Origin of the sequence: Lysobacter sp. Hz25 (assembly GCF_046097045.1) — a bacterium.
Lineage (GTDB): Bacteria > Pseudomonadota > Gammaproteobacteria > Xanthomonadales > Xanthomonadaceae > Lysobacter > Lysobacter antibioticus_B.
In genome coordinates, this window is record NZ_CP175666.1 from 4,560,981 (window position 1) to 4,577,352 (window position 16,372).

Here is a 16,372-nt window from a genome sequence, read left to right on the forward strand (position 1 = left end):
GACGCGTTGCGCCGGCGATTATTTCTCGATGACCTCCGGCCCGCGGATGATCGGATCGAGCGCGATGTGGTTGTCGGGCTCGATGAACTGCACGTCCGGATCGGCGGCGAAGGCCTGCATCAGGCGCTGCGCGCCGGCGCGGTCGAGCGCCGGGCTGACGCTGAACACGTCGGCGTTGATGCCCATGCGGTGCTTCCAGGTCAGGGTCGGGGCGCCGCCCTTGCCGGCCACGCCTTGCAGGCGCTGCGCGGTCTGGTTCAGGCGCGTCTGCACCGTGCCTTGCTGCTTGAGCGGCGCGCTGTCGTCGCGGTACTTGACGATGAACTGCGCGAACGGGCCGCCGCCAGCGGGTTCGCCGACCTGGGCCGGCGCCCGCTTCGGGTTCGGATTCACTTCCGGATTGACTTCGGAATTCACTTGGGATCTCGCGCCGGTAGTGTTGTCGGGAGTGGTGCTGGAGGCCATGCAGGCGGTCATCGCAATGGAGAGGAACAAGGCCGTGGACGACAGCCACAACGTACGGATCGGGAACGGCATGCGGGCTTCTCCTGTAAGCGGGTATCGATGGAACGCATGAGCATGAGGTTCGGGGTTGCAGCGCGCGTTGCGAAGCGGCGTGCACCGCCACCGGTCGCGGCCCGCTGCCGGCGACGCCCCGAGCTTACTCCCGGCGTTCGTTGGCGGACGTGAGCGCGCTATCTGGCACAGCCGGAAGTCGGCATGCGTTCACCTCGGTGACTGCGCGCGGGCCCAAAAAAGAACCCCGGTCGAAACCGGGGTTCTGGACGCACGGCGAGCCTCACGGGCAGCCCGCCGGCGGGTTTAGAACGTGATGCTCCAGGTGTCGATGCGGCCGGTGTCCTGCGAGGCGTTGTCGTTGACGCGCAGCTTCCAGGTGCCGTTGAGCGTTTCGCTCGACAGGTTCTTGGTGAAGGTGCCGATGACGTTGTCGGTGCCCGAGCCGGTGCGGTTGTGGATGTTGTAGAGCGTGCCGTCCGGCGCGACCAGGTCGACCTTCAGGTCGCCCTTGTAGGTGTGGACGATGTTGACCGAGATCGAGGCGTTGCTCGGCGCATTGCCGGTGCGGCCCGACACGGCGATGCTGCTTTCGACCGTGGCGTTGTCGCGGATGGCGACGTCGGTGCCGTTGGTGTAGGTCTGCACGCCGGTCGGCGGGGTGCCGCCGCCGAGCGCATCGAGCGCGGCCTTGGCGTTGACGATGCCGGCGCCGCAACCGCCCGAGCATGCGCCCGGCAAGGCGCGCGCGGTGTTCTTGAGCAGGGTCTCGATCTCGGCCGGAGTCTTCGGCGTGGTCGCCTTCGACTGCAGCAGCGCGACCACGCCGGCGACGTGCGGCGAAGCCATCGAGGTGCCGCTCATGTACACGTACTGCTCGGCGCCCTGGGTGGTGGTGCCGCCGTTGTGGGTCGAGGCGATCTGGTCGCCCGGCGCCGACACGTCGATGCCGGTGCCGTAGTTCGAGAAGCCCGCCTTAGCGCCGGTCGAGGTGGTGGCCGCGACGGCGATGACGTTGGCGCAGTTGGCCGGCGTCGAGGTCGAGACGTTCGCGCTTTCGTTGCCGGCGGCCACGACGATGGTGGTGCCGCGGCCGACCGCGCCGTTGATCGCGGTCTGGTAGCTGCTCGGGCAGGCGCCGCCGCCGCCGAGGCTGAGGTTGATCACTTCGGCCGGGTTGGCGTTGGCCGGAATGCCCGACACGCTGCCGCCCGAGGCCCAGACGATGGCGTCGGAGATGTCGGAGTCGTAACCGCCGCAGCGGCCGAGCACGCGCACCGGCACGACCTTGGCGTTGAACGCGGTGCCCGCGACGCCCTTGGCGTTGTTGGTCACCGCAGCCACGGTGCCGGCGACGTGGGTGCCGTGCCAGCTCGAATCGCTGGCGTCGACGTCGTAGCCGGGCTGGTCGCACTCGGTGGCGTTATTCCAGTCGCCTTCGTCGTTCGGGTTGGAATCGCGGCCGTCGCCGTCGCGCGAAACGAAGGTGTCGGTGATGAAGTCGTAGCCCGGCAGGATGTTGGCGTTGAGGTCGCTGTGCGGGGTGATGCCGGTGTCGAGCACGGCAACGACCGCGCCGCTGCCGGTGGAGACGTCCCAGGCCTGGTCGACGCGCATGCCGCCGTTGGTGCCGTTGAAGCCGTACTGCACGCCGTAGTGGGTGTCGTTCGGGGTCAGCAGTGCGTGGCGGCGCACGTCGACTTCGACGAAGTCCACGTTCGGGTCGGCGGCGATCTGGCGCATCAGCGATTCGGCCTCGGCGCGATCGAGCGCACGGTCGGCGCGCACGACATCGGCGCCGATGGCGGTGCGGCGCAGGTGCTTCAGGCCGAGCGCGGCCTTGCCCTTGACCTTGCCGGCGGATGCGGTCGCGGCGGTGCTGAGCGCGCTTTGCACGCTCGCAGTGCTGCTGCGCTCGACGCTGCCGTCGCGGTACTTGACGATGAATCGGTCGAACTTGGCGGCGGTCTGCAGGCCGCTGAGGTTGACGCGCTCGGCGGCGAAAGCCGAGCCGGCGACGGTCGAAGCCAGCACCAGGGCGGTGGCGGCGGCAAGGGCGTGTACGCGATTCGAACGAACGGACATCTGTTGAGAACCCCTAAACTGAAGTGGCCGCAGTGGCGGCGGAGTCGTCCGGTGGATCGTCGGCAACGACAAGGACGCCGCGATGCCCGGACTTGTTCGCGAAGCGCATCCGGCGAAAGCCGATGCGATCCGTCGATCCACGCTAACGATTGCGCGGCCGCAACGACAAGGGATCGACGTCACCGTTTTGTGGCGTAAAAGTGAAATAAATCACGCATTCGCTACGCACTTGTGTGGCGGACGTCACAACGTAAAAACAGAGAAACCCCCTACCCCAAGCGCGAAAAAGTGTCGCCGGACACATCTTCGTGCGAACCGACCTGGGCGCCGCGATGACGCGACGCTCGGGCGATCCGTCCGCAACGTCGAGCCCGTGTTCCGTCGGCGCGAGCCGCCATGCTTCGGCCCTGCACGCGTTCGGCGACTGCGCATTCAGCGGCCACGCGTCCGGACATCGAAGCGCACCCGGAGCGCCGCTGCATCGCGCGTTCGCGGGGTATTCGTCCGAACCAATGCCCTGCCCCGCGCGGCAAAAAAAGACCCCGGCCGAAGCCGGGGTCGGTGTTGCGCCAGGGTCTATGCGGACCGTCGGCCCGCCATCAGAACGTGATGCTCCAGGTGTCGATGCGGCCGACGTCGACCGCCGCGGCATCGACCGCGCGCAGCTTCCAGGTGCCGTTGAGCGCTTCGCTCGACAGGTTCACGGTGAACGTGCCGCTGACGTTGTCGGCGCTGCCGCCGCTGCGGTTGTGGATGTTGTAGACCGAACCGTCCGGTGCGATCAGGTCGACCTTCAGGTCGCCCTTGTACGGGTGGATGATGTTGACCGTCACCGAAGCGTTGCTCGGCGCGTTGCCGGTGCGGCCCGACACCGCGATGCTGCTCGACACGCCGGTCGTGTTGTTGTCCGGAATGTTGTAGTCGGTGCCGTTGCTGTAGGTCTGCGTGCCCGGGTTCGGGGTGCCGCCGAGCGCATCCAGCGCCGCCTTGGCGTTGACGATGCCCACGCCGATCGGCTGGTCCGGCGTCGCCGGGAAAGCGCGCGCGGTGTTCTTGAGCAGGGTTTCGATTTCGGCCGGGGTCTTCGGCGTCGTCGCCTTGGCCTGCAGCAGCGCGACCACGCCGGCGACGTGCGGCGTCGCCATCGAGGTGCCGCCGTAGGACGCATAGCTCTCAGCGCCCGGGGTGGTGGTGCCGGCGTTGAGCGTCGACAGGATGTTCGAACCCGGGGCGGCGATGTCGACCACCGCGCCGTAGTTCGACTTCTGCGTGCTGCTCCACACCGAACGCGCACCGGCGCTGTCGACCGCGCCGACCGTGATCACGCCGGTGCAGTTGGCCGGACGCGCATCGGCGGCATTGCCGTTGTTGTTGCCGGCGGCGACGACGACGGTCGTGCCGCGCGAAACGGCGCCGTTGATCGCGGCCTGGTAGGTCGAACCGCAGGCGCCGGAACCGCCCAGGCTCATGTTGATGACTTCGGCCGGGTTGGCGTTGGCCGGCACGCCGGACACGGTACCGCCCGAGGCCCAGGTGATGGCGTCGGCGATATCGGCCAGGCTGCCGCCGCACTTGGCGAGCACGCGCACCGGTACGACCTTGGCGTTGTACGCAGTGCCGGCCACGCCCTTGGCGTTGTTGGTCACCGCGGCGACGGTGCCGGCGACGTGGGTGCCGTGCCAGCTCGAATTGCTGTTGTAGGTGCGGCCGCACTCGCCGGCGACGAACCAGTCGCCCTGATCGCTCGGATCCGAATCGCGGCCGTTGCCGTCGCGCGCTGCGGTGGCGTCGCTGACGAAGTCGTAGCCGGGCAGGATGTTGGCGTTGAGGTCGGTGTGGCTGACGATGCCGGTGTCGATCACGGCCACGACCACGCCGGTGCCGGTGCTGATGTCCCAGGCGGTGGTGGCGTTGATGCCGGCGTCGGCATCGGTATAGCCCCATTGCTCGCCGAAGCGGGTGTCGTTCGGGGTGGCGGTCGGATACATGCGCGCGTTCGGCTCGACGTATTCGACGTTCGGGTCGGCGGCGATCTGGCGCATCAGCGATTCGGCTTCGACGCGGTCGAGCTTGCGGCCGGCGCGGACCACGTCCGAACCCAGCGCGGTGCGGCGCAGGTGCTTGAGGCCGAGCGCCTTGCCCTTGCCGGCGAAACCGGTCGCGGCGCTGCTCAGCGAACGCTCCAGGGTGGCGGCGTTGCTGCGCTGGGCGCTGCCGTCGCGGTATTTGACGATGAATTCGTCCTGGCTTTCATTGGCCAGGGCGGCGAGGTTGATGCGATCGGCGGCGAAAGCGGACATCGCGACGCAGGACAGCGCGGTCACGGTGGCGGCGGCGAGCGCGTGCTTGCGCATCGCGCGCATGGAACGATCGGACATGGATGGAACCCCCAAAAACGAAGTGCCGAATGACGGCGTCAACGCGCGGTGGTCTGCCTCGAACCGATGTTGAGTCGTCCGCGACAGCGTCCGCGCTGTTTGTGTACGGACTCGCTATGACCCGGTCCGCGTTATCACGCTAAGCGCTGGACAAATGTGCGTTCAAGCCGGCGCGACCCAATTAACAGGGCCCCGGACGTGTCTTCTGTCACGCATTCCGACAGTGCGCAGGCGCATGCGACTGCGCCGTGGGAAACATGAACGCGTCGCTCCGGTGCCGCAGCGGCGCGATGAATGGCCTCGCCGAGAGACAGGGCGAGGCATGCCGGCGACGGCCCGGGGCCGCGTCGGTTCAGCGTGTTCAGGTCGCTAAGCGGCGTGCCGGCGGAGGCCGGCGACGCGCGGTTCGAACGGCAGCGGCGGTGCCGCAGCGCCGTTCAGAGCATGCCGGTTTCGAGCCGGGCGGCCTCGGACATCATGTTGCGGTTCCACGGCGGGTCGAACACCAGCTCGACGTCGGCCTCGGCCACGGTCGGGATCATCTCGAGCTTGGCGCGCACGTCGTCGACCAGGATGTCGCCCATGCCGCAGGCCGGCGCGGTCAGGGTCATGCGGACCTCGACCATGCGCTGGCCGTCGTCGCGGTGCTTGACGGTGGCCTCGTAGACCAGGCCCAGCTCGACCACGTTGATCGGGATCTCCGGGTCGAAACAGGTGCGCAGCTGCCGCCACACCAGTTGCTCGACGGCTTCGTCGTCGGCGCCCTCCGGCAATTCGAGCGGTTCCGGCGGCTCCTTGCCGATCGCATCGGCGTCGCGGCCGGCGATGCGGAACAGGTTGCCTTCGACGAAAACGGTGTAACTGCCGCCGAGGGCCTGGGTGATATAGCCGACGCTGCCCGCGGGCAAGGTGACCTGGTCGCCCTGGGGCACCAGGACGACGGCGCAATCGCGCTCGAAACGGACGGGTTCGCTGCTGCGGGAATACATGGCGGAAAGATGGGGATGCCGTGCCGCAGCACAAGTCGCACCATTCTACCGGGCTGGGACCGCTATGCTGTAGGGCTTGCCCCGCCCACAGTGTTCCGCCCATGACCGTCGCCCACCCGACCGAACAGCGCAGCCCAGCCTCGGCCGATCGCCGCGAACGCCGCATCACCCCGTTTTCCTGGCTGCTGCTGTTGCTCGGCACCTTCGGTTTCGCGGCGTTCTGGGTGTTGTTTTCGGTCGCCTACGACCATCAGTTCAGTTGGATGGCGGTGTTCGGGGCGCTCGACATCGCCTGGATGCTGCGCCTGGGCGGCTGGCGCCCGGGCCCGCGCCGGGCGGCGCTGGGCCTGGCGGCGACCGCCGTGATCGTGGTGGTGGCCAACTGGGGCATCGCCTCGTCCCAGGTCGGCGCCATGCTCGGGCTCGACCCGCTCGAGGCGGCGACCAAGTTGGGGCCGCATTTCGCCTGGACCCTGATCCAGCTCGCCAACACCGGCACCGACCTGGCCTGGCTGGCGGCGGCCGCGGTGGTGGCGGTGCTGGCTTCGCGCTGAGTTTCGGCGTTTGGGGCAGGGGTTTCTGCCCCTGTAGGAGCGGCGTGAGCCGCGACCGCGGGACCCGCAGAAACAACAACGCCACTCGACACCTATCGAAGCCTCTCGCTTGCGCAGGGGTAGGAGCGGCGCGAGCCGCGACCAAGGAACGCGCAGAAACATCAACGCCGGTGTCGTTCATCGAAAGCGGCGTGCCGTCGCGGGGGTAGGAGCGGCGCGAGCCGCGACATCGTTATTGCGGTCTTGCGACGTATCGCTCCCGTAAGATCAAGATCAAACGCTAAAAGCTTCCGCCACTAAAGCGGCGGGTTACTTTCTTTTGTCATAAGCAACAAAAGAAAGGTAACCAAAGAAAAATGCTTTTCTTTGAATCACCAGCCCGCACGAGCGGTGCCGACGCAGGGATTTTTCATACGGGACATCCCTGTCCCGATGAAAAACGGCCCGCATCCGTGCGGGCCGCCCTTTGGGTCTTCTATCGCCCTCGCGAGTGCCAAGCGACGCATAGCAAGAGCAAGAGCAACGACGTTACCAGGGTAGGAGCGGCGCGAGCCGCGACCGCGTTCGTCCAGCCGCCATCGCCGGCCGGGATGGGTATCTGTCTCAACCACGGCGCCGTTGCCGTGATTTTGATCTGCTTTGCCGCTTTGCCGGTCAAGTGGAGACCCGGAGGGCGGCGCACAGGACGTGCGCCGTTTTTCGATAGGACAGGGATGTCCTATCGAAAAATCCCGGCGACAGCATCGCACTCGTGGCCTGTGCCCTTGCAAGGAGAGCCCTTTTCTTTGGTTACCTTTCTTTTGGGCTTAGCAAAAGAAAGTAACCCGGCCGCTTTAGCGGACGGAAGCTCTGCTTTTGCTTATCGCTTTCATACAAGCAAGATCAAACGATAAGAGCTTCCGCCACTAAAGTGGCGGGTTACTTTCTTTTGTCATAGGCAACAAAAGTCCGTCTGGATTCCCTTCGGTCAAAGGCAACCAAAGAAGTTGCTTCTCTTTGAATCACATGCCCGCACGAGCGGTGCCTCCGCAGGGATTTTTCATACGTGACATCCCTGTCCCGATGAAAAACGGCCTGCATCCATGCAGGCCGCCCTCCGGGTCTCCGATTGCCTTCGCGAGTGCTTGGCGGCGCACAGCAAAGGCAAAAAGCAAGGGCAAGGGCAAGGGCAAGGGCCAAGGAGCAACGCAATGCGCGAACGACGGCGGATGCAACCACATCGCCGAACTTGGCGACCACTCCCCTACCCCACACTCCCCCAATCCATCTCACTCAAACACAGCGCGAATACCCGCGCCGCTTCCTCGATCTCCGCCACCGACATCGCGCCGAAACCCAGCAACAGGCCGGCGCGGGCGGGCGGCTCGAAGTAGTACGGCAGGATCGAATACAGGCCGAGGCCTCGGCTCTGGGCGAAGGCGATGAAGGCCTCGCCCTGCGCGACGTTGCGGCCGCGCAGCCAGACCACCAGGTGCATGCCGGCATGGGAGTCGTCGATGTCGACGGCGTCGCCGGCCAGGCGGCGCAGGGAACCCAGCAAGGCGTCGCGGCGTTGTTTGAGGGTCTTCGCGGTGCGGCGCAGGTGGCGTTCGAAGCCGCCATCGGCGAGGAAGTGCGCAAGCGCGGCCTGTTCGATCGCCGGCGAGCCGAAATCGTCGACCCACTTGGCGCTGATCAGGTCGTCGCGCAACCCCGGCGGCGCGACGATGTAGCCCAGGCGCAACGAAGGAAACAGCACTTTCGAGAAAGTGCCGGTGTAGATCACCCGACGGCTGTCGTCGAGGCCGCACAAGGCCGCATGCGGCTGGGCGTCGTAACGAAACTCGCCGTCGTAGTCGTCTTCGAAGATCCAGCAATCGTGGCGACAGGCGTAGTCGAGCAAGGCGCGACGGCGCGCCAGCGACATCAGCGCGCCGGTCGGGAACTGGTGCGAAGGCGTCACGCAGATCAGGCGCGGCGGCCGTTCCGGCAGGCGATCGGTGCACAGGCCTTCGCTGTCCACCGGCACCGGCAGCAGGCGCGCGCCGTGGATCTGCAGGGCTTCGCGCACGGCGAAGTACTGCGGCTCTTCGATCACCACCTCGTCGCCCTCGTCCAGCACCACGCGCGCGGTCAGGCTGACCGCTTGCTGGGTGCCGGTGACGATCACGATGTCTTCCGGCCGCGCATGCACGCCGCGGCGCAAGGACAGGTATTCGCAGACCGCCACGCGCAAGGCCGGTAGGCCCTGCGCGGTCGGGTAATGGGGCTGGGTGTAAACCGCCGCATGCGACAACGCCCGCGCCCAGGCGGAGGTCAGCAGCGGATTGGTGAACGGCACGCCGTACTGGAAGCTGTGCAAGGCGCCGGGCACGCGCCGGCCGGGCATGTGGGCGTGGTCGTGATAGCGGCGCAGGCGCCGGGCATAGGCGCTTTGCGGCGCCACCCGCTGCGGCGGCTCGGAGCGCGGTTGCACCGGTGCGCCGGGCATGGCGACATAGCTGCCGGAGCCGACCCGCGCCTGCATGAAGCCTTCGGCGCGCAATTGCTCGTAGGCGGCCAGCACGGTGTTGCGCGACACCCCCAACTGCTGGGCCAGCAGCCGGGTCGGTGGAAAACGCAGCCCGGACGGCAGCCGCCCGGTCATCACCGCGTCCTTGAGTGACCGGACCAATTGCCCATGCAACGGTCCCCGGCCATCGAGCGGCAGGTACATTCGCGGCTCCGGATTGGCCCCCTCGGGCCGCCTGTGCCATGGATACTGCCAAGCCAATGGACGAGTTGCGAGGGCCGATCAGCGACTTGGTCCAAGTCGGCACATGCGCATGACAACCGGGGCGCAACGCGTTTCGTGACCACGGTCGCGCTCGCCGCGGGGCGAAGCCGATTGGCTCCTTCGAAGCCGGGATTATTGGCCCTCCAGATGACGGCCCAGGATGGCTAGCTTAGGAGCCAACGAACGTGGCGCCTGCCCGCCACGCCTCCCGGACGAGGGTCGCATGAACTTGCAACATCACCGGATTCATTTTGCCGAGCATCTCGATCTTTCGCAGTCGGCCGCACGGCCGACCCTGCACCTGGTCCGGGCCTCCGGACGCGCCGTCCAGCTCGACCTGCCGGCCGGCTGGCTGTCGTTGTGGCTGCCTCTGCGCGGACCGCTGCGCCTGGAAGCCGCCGACAGCATGTGGGAACTGGAGCCCGGCCACCTGCAGATCTGGCGCGACGGCCGCCTGCGCACCAGTGCGCGCCTGCCGTGCTGGTGGCTGTGCCTGTGCGGCCCGGACACCGCCTGGCGCGGCTATCTGCAGACCGGCGCCGACAACACCAGCGAGGAACTGTTCCCCTGGGAAGGCCCGGCGCCGCGCGATGCGCAACGCTTGATGGTGCGACTGGCGCGGCTGGCCGCTCAATCGGCCACGCTGGGCACGCTGGGCGACAACGGCGACGCCCTGTTGCGGACCCTGTGCACCTTGTTGATCGATCAGCAGCGCGATCTGCAAACGCGGCTGCCGCGTTGCAGCGGCCGCACCCAGCGCCGACGCCAGCAGACCTTGCTGCGGCTGCTACGCGTGCAGCACCTGATCCGGCGCCACCCGGAGATCCGCCTCGATCTCAACCGGCTTGCGCGTAGCGCCAACTACTCGCCCTGCCACTTGATCCGGATCTACCGCGAAGTGTTCGACGAGACGCCGACCGAATTCGCTTCGCGCCTGCGTTCGGACCGCGCCTGGCGCATGGTCCGCGAAACCCGCATGCCGGTGTGCGAGATCACCGAGGCCCTGGGTTTCGAGAGCCAGAGCGCGTTCTGCCGCGCGTTCAAGAATTCGTTCGGCCTTACCGCCACCCAGGCACGGCGCCTCGACCGGCAGCTCGTGCGCGCGGCCACCTGCGCCGCCTGAAACGCGGCGCAGCGGCTTCGATGTTGCACCGCACCTCTCGCTACGCTTCACCGCACCGCTTCGCTGCACGTCCTCGCTGCTCTTCCTCGCTGCTTTCTCCAGGACCTCCGCAATGACCTATGTCAACCGCAGTGCACGATCGCTGCCGCTATGGACCGTGATCGGCGGCCTGATCGCAGCGACGCTCGACATCGCCTACGCCATCAGCTACTGGGGCATCACCGCCGGCGTGCCGGCGCAACGCATCCTGCACAGCGTCGCCTCCGGCCTGATCGGGCGCGAAGCCGCACTGGCCGGCGGCGCTTCGACCGCCGCGCTCGGGCTCGCCCTGCACTATCTAATCGCTCTGATCATGGCCGCGGTGTACGCCTACGCGGCGATCAAACTGGCCTGGATGCTGCGGCGGCCGTGGCTGTCGGCGACCCTGTACGGCCTGTGGCTGTTCGTGGCGATGAATTTCATCGTCGTGCCGCTGTCGCGCGCCGGTGGCGGCGGCATCCCGAAGGACGTGCTGTGGAGCGTGCTGAGCATCCTGGTGCACGTGTGCTTCGTCGCCTGGCCGATCGCCTGGTGCGTGGGTCATGCCTTGCGACCCAGCGGCATCGCACGTGGCCGCTGAAGCCTGGCGTCCGGGCCGCGCGGCGCTGTCGATCGCCGCCGGCGCATTGGTCGTGGCGAGCGGCGTGCTGGCCGCCGGCGGATTCGCCGAGGCCGATCCGCGCAACGCCGCCACAGCCGCCACAGCCGCCGCGGCGACGGCGGCGGCCGACACGCAGACGCTGCCCTTCCCGGTCGGCTATTCGCGCTGGACCCACATCAAGAGCGGCCTGATCAACCCCGGCCATGCCGCCTACGCACGCTTCGGCGGGTTGCACCACATCTACGCCAACGCCACCGCGCTCGACGGCTACCGCAGCGGGCGTTTTGCCGACGGCTCGGTGCTGGTCTACGACCTGTTCGAGGCTACCGACAAAGGCGACGCCACCATCGACCAGGGCCCTCGCCGGCATATCGACGTGATGGTCAAGGACAGCGCTCGCTTCGCCGCCACCGGCGGCTGGGGCTATGCCGAATTCGCCGCCGGCGAACGCCGCGACCGCCTGCGCACGGCGCAGCGCGACGGTTGCGCCGCCTGCCATGCCAGCCAGAAAGACAATGACCAGGTGTTCAGCCGCTGGCGCGAGGATTCGGCGCTGGAGCCTGCGCCGGCGCAACAAGACTGACAGCAGCGCGGCTTCAGTCCGGTGCCGTGACCGCTCGCCAGTTCGGCCTTGGCTTCAGCACGCTGATCATGGCGTCGACCTTGGCTTGAGCTTTGGCTGTCGCTATTGCTGTTGCTGTGCGTCGTCCCGCACTCGTGAAGGCTAAAGAAGACCCGAAGGGCGGCGCGCAAGGATGCGCGCCGTTTTTCATCGGGACAGGGATGTCCCGTATGAAAAATCCCCGCGGATGCATCGAACGTGCGGGCCTGTGATTCAAAGAAAGGCATTTTTCTTTGGTTACCTTTCTTTTGTTGCTTTAGACAAAAGAAAGTAACCCGCCGCTTTAGTGGCGGAAGCTTTTGGCGTTTGATCTTGATCTTGCTTGAGCGAAGCGTCGCGAGACCGAAACAGCGTGGTCGCGGCTTGCGCCGCTCCTACCCTGACGGGCTGCGGCTCGTCTCAGCGCGAAATTGAGAGATCGCGGTCGCGACTTACGTCGCTCCTACAGGGGATCGATTCGCGATATTCCCTTCTTCAGCAAGAGCGGAGCTTCCGTCCGCTGACGCGGCCGGGTTACTTTCTTTTGCTAAGCTCAAAAGTCCGTCTGGATTCCCTTCGGTCAAAGGTAACCAAAGAAAAGGGCTCTCCTTGCAAGGGCACAGGCCACGAGTGCGTAGCTAGCGCCGGGATTTTTCGATAGGACATCCTTGTCCTATCGAAAAACGGCGCACGTCCTGTGCGCCGCCCTCAGGGTCTACGCTTGACCGGCAAAGCAAAGAGCGAAAGAGCTGAAAAGCTGAAAGCTGAAGAGCTGATCAAAGTCTCAGCACAGCCGCTCCACGTGACCCTCGCGGCCACCGCGTACGCCCGTGCCGGCGGGCTCAATGCCCCCCGTCGAGCGCCTTCAGCTCCGAGACCAACGCGCTGGCCATCTCCGCACCGTCGCCGTACAGCATGCGGGTGTTGTCCGCATAGAACAGCGCGTTCTCGATACCCGCAAAACCCGTGCCCTTGCCGCGCTTGATCACGATGGTGTTCTTGGAATTGACCACGTCGAGGATCGGCATGCCGTAGATCGGCGAGGACGGGTCGGTCTTGGCGACCGGGTTCACCACGTCGTTGGCGCCGATCACCAACGACACGTCGGTGTTGGCGAACTCGGGGTTGATGTCGTCCATGTCGGCGATCATGTCGTAAGGCACGCCGGCCTCGGCCAGCAGCACGTTCATGTGGCCCGGCATGCGCCCGGCAACCGGATGGATCGCGAACTTCACCTTGACCCCGCGCTCGGTCAGCTTCTGGGTCAGTTCCCAGATCTTGTGCTGCGCCTGCGCCACCGCCAGGCCATAGCCTGGCACGATCACCACGCGTTCGGCGAAGGCCATCATCGCGGCGACGTCGCCGGCTTCGATCGGCTTCTGGGTGCCGCTGATTTCCTGCGCTTGGCCACCGCCGCCGAAGTTGGAGAACAACACGCCGCTGATCGGGCGGTTCATCGCCTTGGCCATCAAGCGCGTCAGCAACATGCCGGCCGCGCCGACCATGGTGCCGGCAATGATCAGCGCTTCGTTGCCGAGCACGTAACCCTCGAAGGCCACGGCCAGGCCGGTGAAGGCGTTATACAGCGAGATCACCACCGGCATGTCGGCGCCGCCGATCGGCAGCGTCATCAGCACGCCGAGCAGCAAGGCGACGACGAAGAAGGCGATGATCACCGGCACGTTGAGAGTCATGACCGCGGCGATGCCGAGCACGACCATCGCCAGCGCCACCAGTCCGTTGAAAATCTGCTGGCCGGGGAACACCACGCGCTTGTCCAGGCGCCCGTCGAGCTTGGCCCAGGCGATCACCGAACCCGACAGCGACACCGCGCCGATCGCCGCGCCGACGACCGCCAGCACCAGGGCGATGTTCGGCGTCTGCATGTCGATGACGCCGCGCTCGATCTGCGCCTGCAAGGGATCGGCCGGCAGGCGCGCCGACAAGCGCAACAGTTCCACCGCGCCGATCGCCGCCGCCGAGCCGCCGCCCATGCCGTTGTACAGCGCGACCATCTGCGGCATGTCGGTAATCGCGACCTTCTTGCCCGAGACCCAGGCCAACGCCGTGCCGATGCCGACCGCGAGCAGGATCAGGCCGATGTTGTGCAGGTCGGGCTGGAAGAAGGTCGCCACGGTCGCGATGACCATGCCCGCGCCGGCCCAGCGGATGCCGCTGCGCGCGGTGACCGGCGAGGCCATGCGCTGCAGGCCCAGCAGGAACAGGGTGGCGGCGACGAGGTAACTGCACTTGACCAGGATCAGCATCAGGTTCATCGGACCGCCCGCTTCATGAAACGACCATTGCCGGAACGGCAGCACCCGGCCCGGCAGCGCGTGCCCGGCGACGAGGAAAACGGAAACGACGGCCGGCGCTGCGGCCCGGCCGGAATGACGAGGACCATCAGGCGCCTCCCTTGCCGGCCGGCTTCTTGCTGGACTTGAACATCTCCAGCATGCGTTCGGTCACCACGTAGCCGCCGGCGGCGTTGCCGGCGCCGAGCAGCACGGCGACGAAGCCGATGGCTTTCTCCAGGGTGGTCTCGGCATGCCCCAGCACGATGATCGCGCCGATCAGAACGATGCCGTGGATGAAGTTGGAACCCGACATCAGCGGTGTGTGCAGGATCACCGGCACCCGCGAGATGATGACGTGGCCGGCGATACCCGCCAGCATGAAGATGTACAGCGCCACGAACCCGTCGCTCATCCGTTCTTTCCCCATGCGATGTCTGCCGCATCATAACCGGCCGTGAATGCGGCGCCAGCGTTGTCAACCGATCCGATGCCGGGGCGTTGTCAGATTCCGTAGACGGTGCACATTCCACCGCACAGGAATCCCCATGCCGACCCCGCCCGACCGCAGCGCGCGCCCCCCGGCCGCAGCACACTAAGGAGCCGTCCAGGTGCTGCAACCGCCAGGCGCCCGTATGCTGGAGACCGTGAGCATCGATGCCGATCCGCGGGTCCAGGACATGCCGCCGCTGCCCGAAGACGGGCCGCCGGAGCCGACCGTGCGCCTGCCGGCGACCATCGAGGCCTTCCTGGCCGGCCTGGGCACGCGGGCGTTCCGCTTCGCCGAGCTCGGCCTGCGCCACCGCGAGGACGCACTCGACGCGGTCCAGGACGCGATGATGAAGATGCTGGCCTATCGCGAGCGCCCGGCGCCGGAATGGACCCCGCTGTTCTGGAGCATCCTGCGCAGCCGGATCGTCGACATCCAGCGCCGGCGGACCTTCCGCCTGCGCTGGCTGGCGCCGGCCCCGCGCGAAGACGACGCGCCGCTGGACTGGGCCGACGACGGCCCCGACCCGCAGCGCACCCACGACGGCCGCGAAGCCTATGCGCGTCTGAGCGATGCGCTGGCCAAGCTGCCGCGCAGGCAACGCGAGGCCTTCAGCCTGCGGATCCTGGAAGAACTCGACGTCGCCACGACCGCGCGGGCGATGGGTTGCAGCGAAGGCGCGGTGAAAACCCATCTGTCGCGCGCGCGCGAAGCCCTGCAGCGGCAATTGGAGGAATGGCGATGACGACCCCGAACGAACGGCCCGGACCGGGCCCTCAGCTTCACCCTGCCGCGGACCGCGACCAGCGCTTCGATCAGGCCATGCGCGCCCTGCACGCACGTGCCGTCGAGCAGGTCACCCCGCAGACCCGCGCGCGCCTGCGCACGATCCGCAGCGAGGCCGCGGCCGCGCCGGCGCGCCGCTCCGGCGTGCTCGGCTGGGCCCTGGCCAGCGGCGGCGTGGCCGCGTTCGCGCTCGTCCTGGGCCTGCAATTCGTCGGCGGCAACGGCGGTGCGCCGGCCGTGCCCGAATCGGCGCCGGCCGTGGCCAGCGCCGCGGCGGTCGACGCGGCCTACGACCCCGACACCGCGGTCGCCGCGCTCGACGAGAATCCCGACCTTTACCTGTGGCTGGCGTCCAACGGCGACGCCTTGCCGAATCCTTCGGAGTAAGCGCCATGCGCCACACCTTCCCGAGCCGCACCTTCATGAGCCGTTACTTCGGCTTGGTCCTCGCCGCCCTGGCCCTGTTCGCTGCCGCCCCGGCCTTCGCCGGCGATCCGCCGGCCGCCGGCCGCGCGAACGCGTCGCTGCCGGCCTGGGAGCAACTGACCCAGGCTCAGCGCGAGCAACTGATCGCACCGATGCGCGACCGCTGGAACAACTCGCCCGACGAGCGCCAGCGCATGTTCGAGCACGCCCGCCGCTGGCAGCAGATGACCCCGGAAGAGCGCAAGAACGCGCGCCGCGGCATGAAGCGCTGGGAGCACATGAGCCCGGAGGATCGCGGCCAGATGCGCGCCCTGTACGCGAAGATGCGCGGCCTCGACGACGAGGGCCGGCGCGCCCTCATGACCAAGTGGCGCGCGATGACCCCGGAACAGCGCCGCGCCTGGGCCCAGGCCAACCCGGCGCCGCCGAAGCCGGACCGGCCGCATCCGCCGCGCGATTGAGGGTGCGGCGCGCCGAGACGTTTTTAACGCCAGGCTGTTGACGGCGACGCCGTACCGCTTTTTGGGTAGGAGCGGCGTCCTACTGGATTTCCTTCGGTCACAAGCCGCGACCGCGCGCCCTCAATCTCGCTTCGCTGCGTTCCATAGCCTCATGTAGGAGCGACGTAAGTCGCGACCGCGCTATGACGGTCTTGCGTCGTATCTCTCAAGCAACCGCAAAGCTTCCGTCCGCTGACGCGGCCGGGTTACTTTCTTTTGCTAAGCTCAAAAGTCC

At 67.3% G+C, this 16,372-nt stretch carries 14 protein-coding genes; 7 read left to right on the plus strand and 7 right to left on the minus strand.

The annotated features are described in order from the left end of the window. Positions 1-18: 18 nt before the first annotated feature. The 4 genes from ACKN61_RS18810 to sufT all read right to left on the minus strand — a co-directional run bounded on the left by ACKN61_RS18810 (position 19) and on the right by sufT (position 5,968). Positions 19-537, minus strand: coding sequence for a hypothetical protein (locus ACKN61_RS18810; RefSeq protein WP_408950769.1), 519 nt, complete (start codon positions 535-537; stop codon positions 19-21). Positions 538-822: 285 nt separating this feature from the next. After that, positions 823-2,601: a S8 family peptidase gene (locus ACKN61_RS18815; RefSeq protein ID WP_408950770.1), complete on the minus strand. Its 1,779-nt coding sequence runs from the start codon at positions 2,599-2,601 to the stop codon at positions 823-825. Between the two features lie 599 nt (positions 2,602-3,200). After that, positions 3,201-4,979: a S8 family serine peptidase gene (locus ACKN61_RS18820; RefSeq protein ID WP_408950771.1), complete on the minus strand. Its 1,779-nt coding sequence runs from the start codon at positions 4,977-4,979 to the stop codon at positions 3,201-3,203. Between the two features lie 437 nt (positions 4,980-5,416). Further along, positions 5,417-5,968: a putative Fe-S cluster assembly protein SufT gene (gene sufT, locus ACKN61_RS18825; protein WP_223620317.1), complete on the minus strand. Its 552-nt coding sequence runs from the start codon at positions 5,966-5,968 to the stop codon at positions 5,417-5,419. A gap of 101 nt (positions 5,969-6,069) precedes the next feature. Between sufT and ACKN61_RS18830 the strand changes: the two genes are divergently transcribed. Further along, positions 6,070-6,522 (plus strand): hypothetical protein, encoded by a 453-nt coding sequence (locus ACKN61_RS18830; protein ID WP_223620316.1) that lies wholly within the window; start codon positions 6,070-6,072, stop codon positions 6,520-6,522. A gap of 1,243 nt (positions 6,523-7,765) precedes the next feature. Here ACKN61_RS18830 and ACKN61_RS18835 read toward each other — a convergent pair. After that, entirely contained in the window at positions 7,766-9,217 is a 1,452-nt protein-coding gene (locus ACKN61_RS18835; RefSeq protein ID WP_408950772.1) for a PLP-dependent aminotransferase family protein, read from the minus strand. 283 nt (positions 9,218-9,500) lie between these two features. Here ACKN61_RS18835 and ACKN61_RS18840 point away from each other — a divergent pair, with 283 nt between their 5' ends. The 3 genes from ACKN61_RS18840 to ACKN61_RS18850 all read left to right on the plus strand — a co-directional run bounded on the left by ACKN61_RS18840 (position 9,501) and on the right by ACKN61_RS18850 (position 11,623). Further along, positions 9,501-10,400 carry a helix-turn-helix domain-containing protein gene (locus ACKN61_RS18840; RefSeq protein ID WP_408950773.1) on the plus strand — a complete coding sequence of 300 codons (900 nt, stop codon included), beginning with the start codon at positions 9,501-9,503 and terminating at the stop codon, positions 10,398-10,400. A 112-nt stretch (positions 10,401-10,512) separates the two neighbouring features. Then, entirely contained in the window at positions 10,513-11,019 is a 507-nt protein-coding gene (locus ACKN61_RS18845) for a hypothetical protein (protein WP_408950774.1), read from the plus strand. Continuing rightward, positions 11,009-11,623, plus strand: a complete 615-nt coding sequence (locus ACKN61_RS18850) for a cytochrome P460 family protein (protein WP_408950775.1) — start codon at positions 11,009-11,011, stop codon at positions 11,621-11,623. The genes ACKN61_RS18845 and ACKN61_RS18850 overlap by 11 nt, the downstream gene beginning before the upstream one ends. 860 nt (positions 11,624-12,483) lie before the next feature. Here ACKN61_RS18850 and ACKN61_RS18855 read toward each other — a convergent pair. Next, positions 12,484-13,917, minus strand: coding sequence for an NAD(P)(+) transhydrogenase (Re/Si-specific) subunit beta (locus ACKN61_RS18855; protein ID WP_408950776.1), 1,434 nt, complete (start codon positions 13,915-13,917; stop codon positions 12,484-12,486). 127 nt (positions 13,918-14,044) lie between these two features. Beyond that, entirely contained in the window at positions 14,045-14,350 is a 306-nt protein-coding gene (locus ACKN61_RS18860; protein WP_031374252.1) for an NAD(P) transhydrogenase subunit alpha, read from the minus strand. Positions 14,351-14,615: 265 nt separating this feature from the next. Between ACKN61_RS18860 and ACKN61_RS18865 the strand changes: the two genes are divergently transcribed. From ACKN61_RS18865 to ACKN61_RS18875, 3 genes are read left to right on the plus strand one after another with little or no spacing between them, the layout of a single operon-like run. Then, complete coding sequence (locus ACKN61_RS18865; protein WP_051885452.1) at positions 14,616-15,170, plus strand: RNA polymerase sigma factor; 555 nt, start codon at positions 14,616-14,618, stop codon at positions 15,168-15,170. Continuing rightward, positions 15,167-15,598: a hypothetical protein gene (locus ACKN61_RS18870; protein ID WP_408950777.1), complete on the plus strand. Its 432-nt coding sequence runs from the start codon at positions 15,167-15,169 to the stop codon at positions 15,596-15,598. Before ACKN61_RS18865 ends, ACKN61_RS18870 begins: the two co-directional genes overlap by 4 nt. A 5-nt stretch (positions 15,599-15,603) precedes the next feature. Continuing rightward, positions 15,604-16,098 carry a DUF3106 domain-containing protein gene (locus ACKN61_RS18875; RefSeq protein WP_408950778.1) on the plus strand — a complete coding sequence of 165 codons (495 nt, stop codon included), beginning with the start codon at positions 15,604-15,606 and terminating at the stop codon, positions 16,096-16,098. Positions 16,099-16,372 lie beyond the last annotated feature (274 nt).

Coding starts and splice junctions, on each gene's coding strand:
- ACKN61_RS18810 (WP_408950769.1), bottom strand. CDS start 537: ATGCCGTTCCCGATCCGTACGTTGTGGCTGTCGTCCACGGCCTTGTTC.
- ACKN61_RS18815 (WP_408950770.1), bottom strand. CDS start 2,601: ATGTCCGTTCGTTCGAATCGCGTACACGCCCTTGCCGCCGCCACCGCC.
- ACKN61_RS18820 (WP_408950771.1), bottom strand. CDS start 4,979: ATGTCCGATCGTTCCATGCGCGCGATGCGCAAGCACGCGCTCGCCGCC.
- sufT (WP_223620317.1), bottom strand. CDS start 5,968: ATGTATTCCCGCAGCAGCGAACCCGTCCGTTTCGAGCGCGATTGCGCC.
- ACKN61_RS18830 (WP_223620316.1), top strand. CDS start 6,070: ATGACCGTCGCCCACCCGACCGAACAGCGCAGCCCAGCCTCGGCCGAT.
- ACKN61_RS18835 (WP_408950772.1), bottom strand. CDS start 9,217: ATGTACCTGCCGCTCGATGGCCGGGGACCGTTGCATGGGCAATTGGTC.
- ACKN61_RS18840 (WP_408950773.1), top strand. CDS start 9,501: ATGAACTTGCAACATCACCGGATTCATTTTGCCGAGCATCTCGATCTT.
- ACKN61_RS18845 (WP_408950774.1), top strand. CDS start 10,513: ATGACCTATGTCAACCGCAGTGCACGATCGCTGCCGCTATGGACCGTG.
- ACKN61_RS18855 (WP_408950776.1), bottom strand. CDS start 13,917: ATGAACCTGATGCTGATCCTGGTCAAGTGCAGTTACCTCGTCGCCGCC.
- ACKN61_RS18860 (WP_031374252.1), bottom strand. CDS start 14,350: ATGAGCGACGGGTTCGTGGCGCTGTACATCTTCATGCTGGCGGGTATC.
- ACKN61_RS18865 (WP_051885452.1), top strand. CDS start 14,616: ATGCCGCCGCTGCCCGAAGACGGGCCGCCGGAGCCGACCGTGCGCCTG.
- ACKN61_RS18870 (WP_408950777.1), top strand. CDS start 15,167: ATGACGACCCCGAACGAACGGCCCGGACCGGGCCCTCAGCTTCACCCT.
- ACKN61_RS18875 (WP_408950778.1), top strand. CDS start 15,604: ATGCGCCACACCTTCCCGAGCCGCACCTTCATGAGCCGTTACTTCGGC.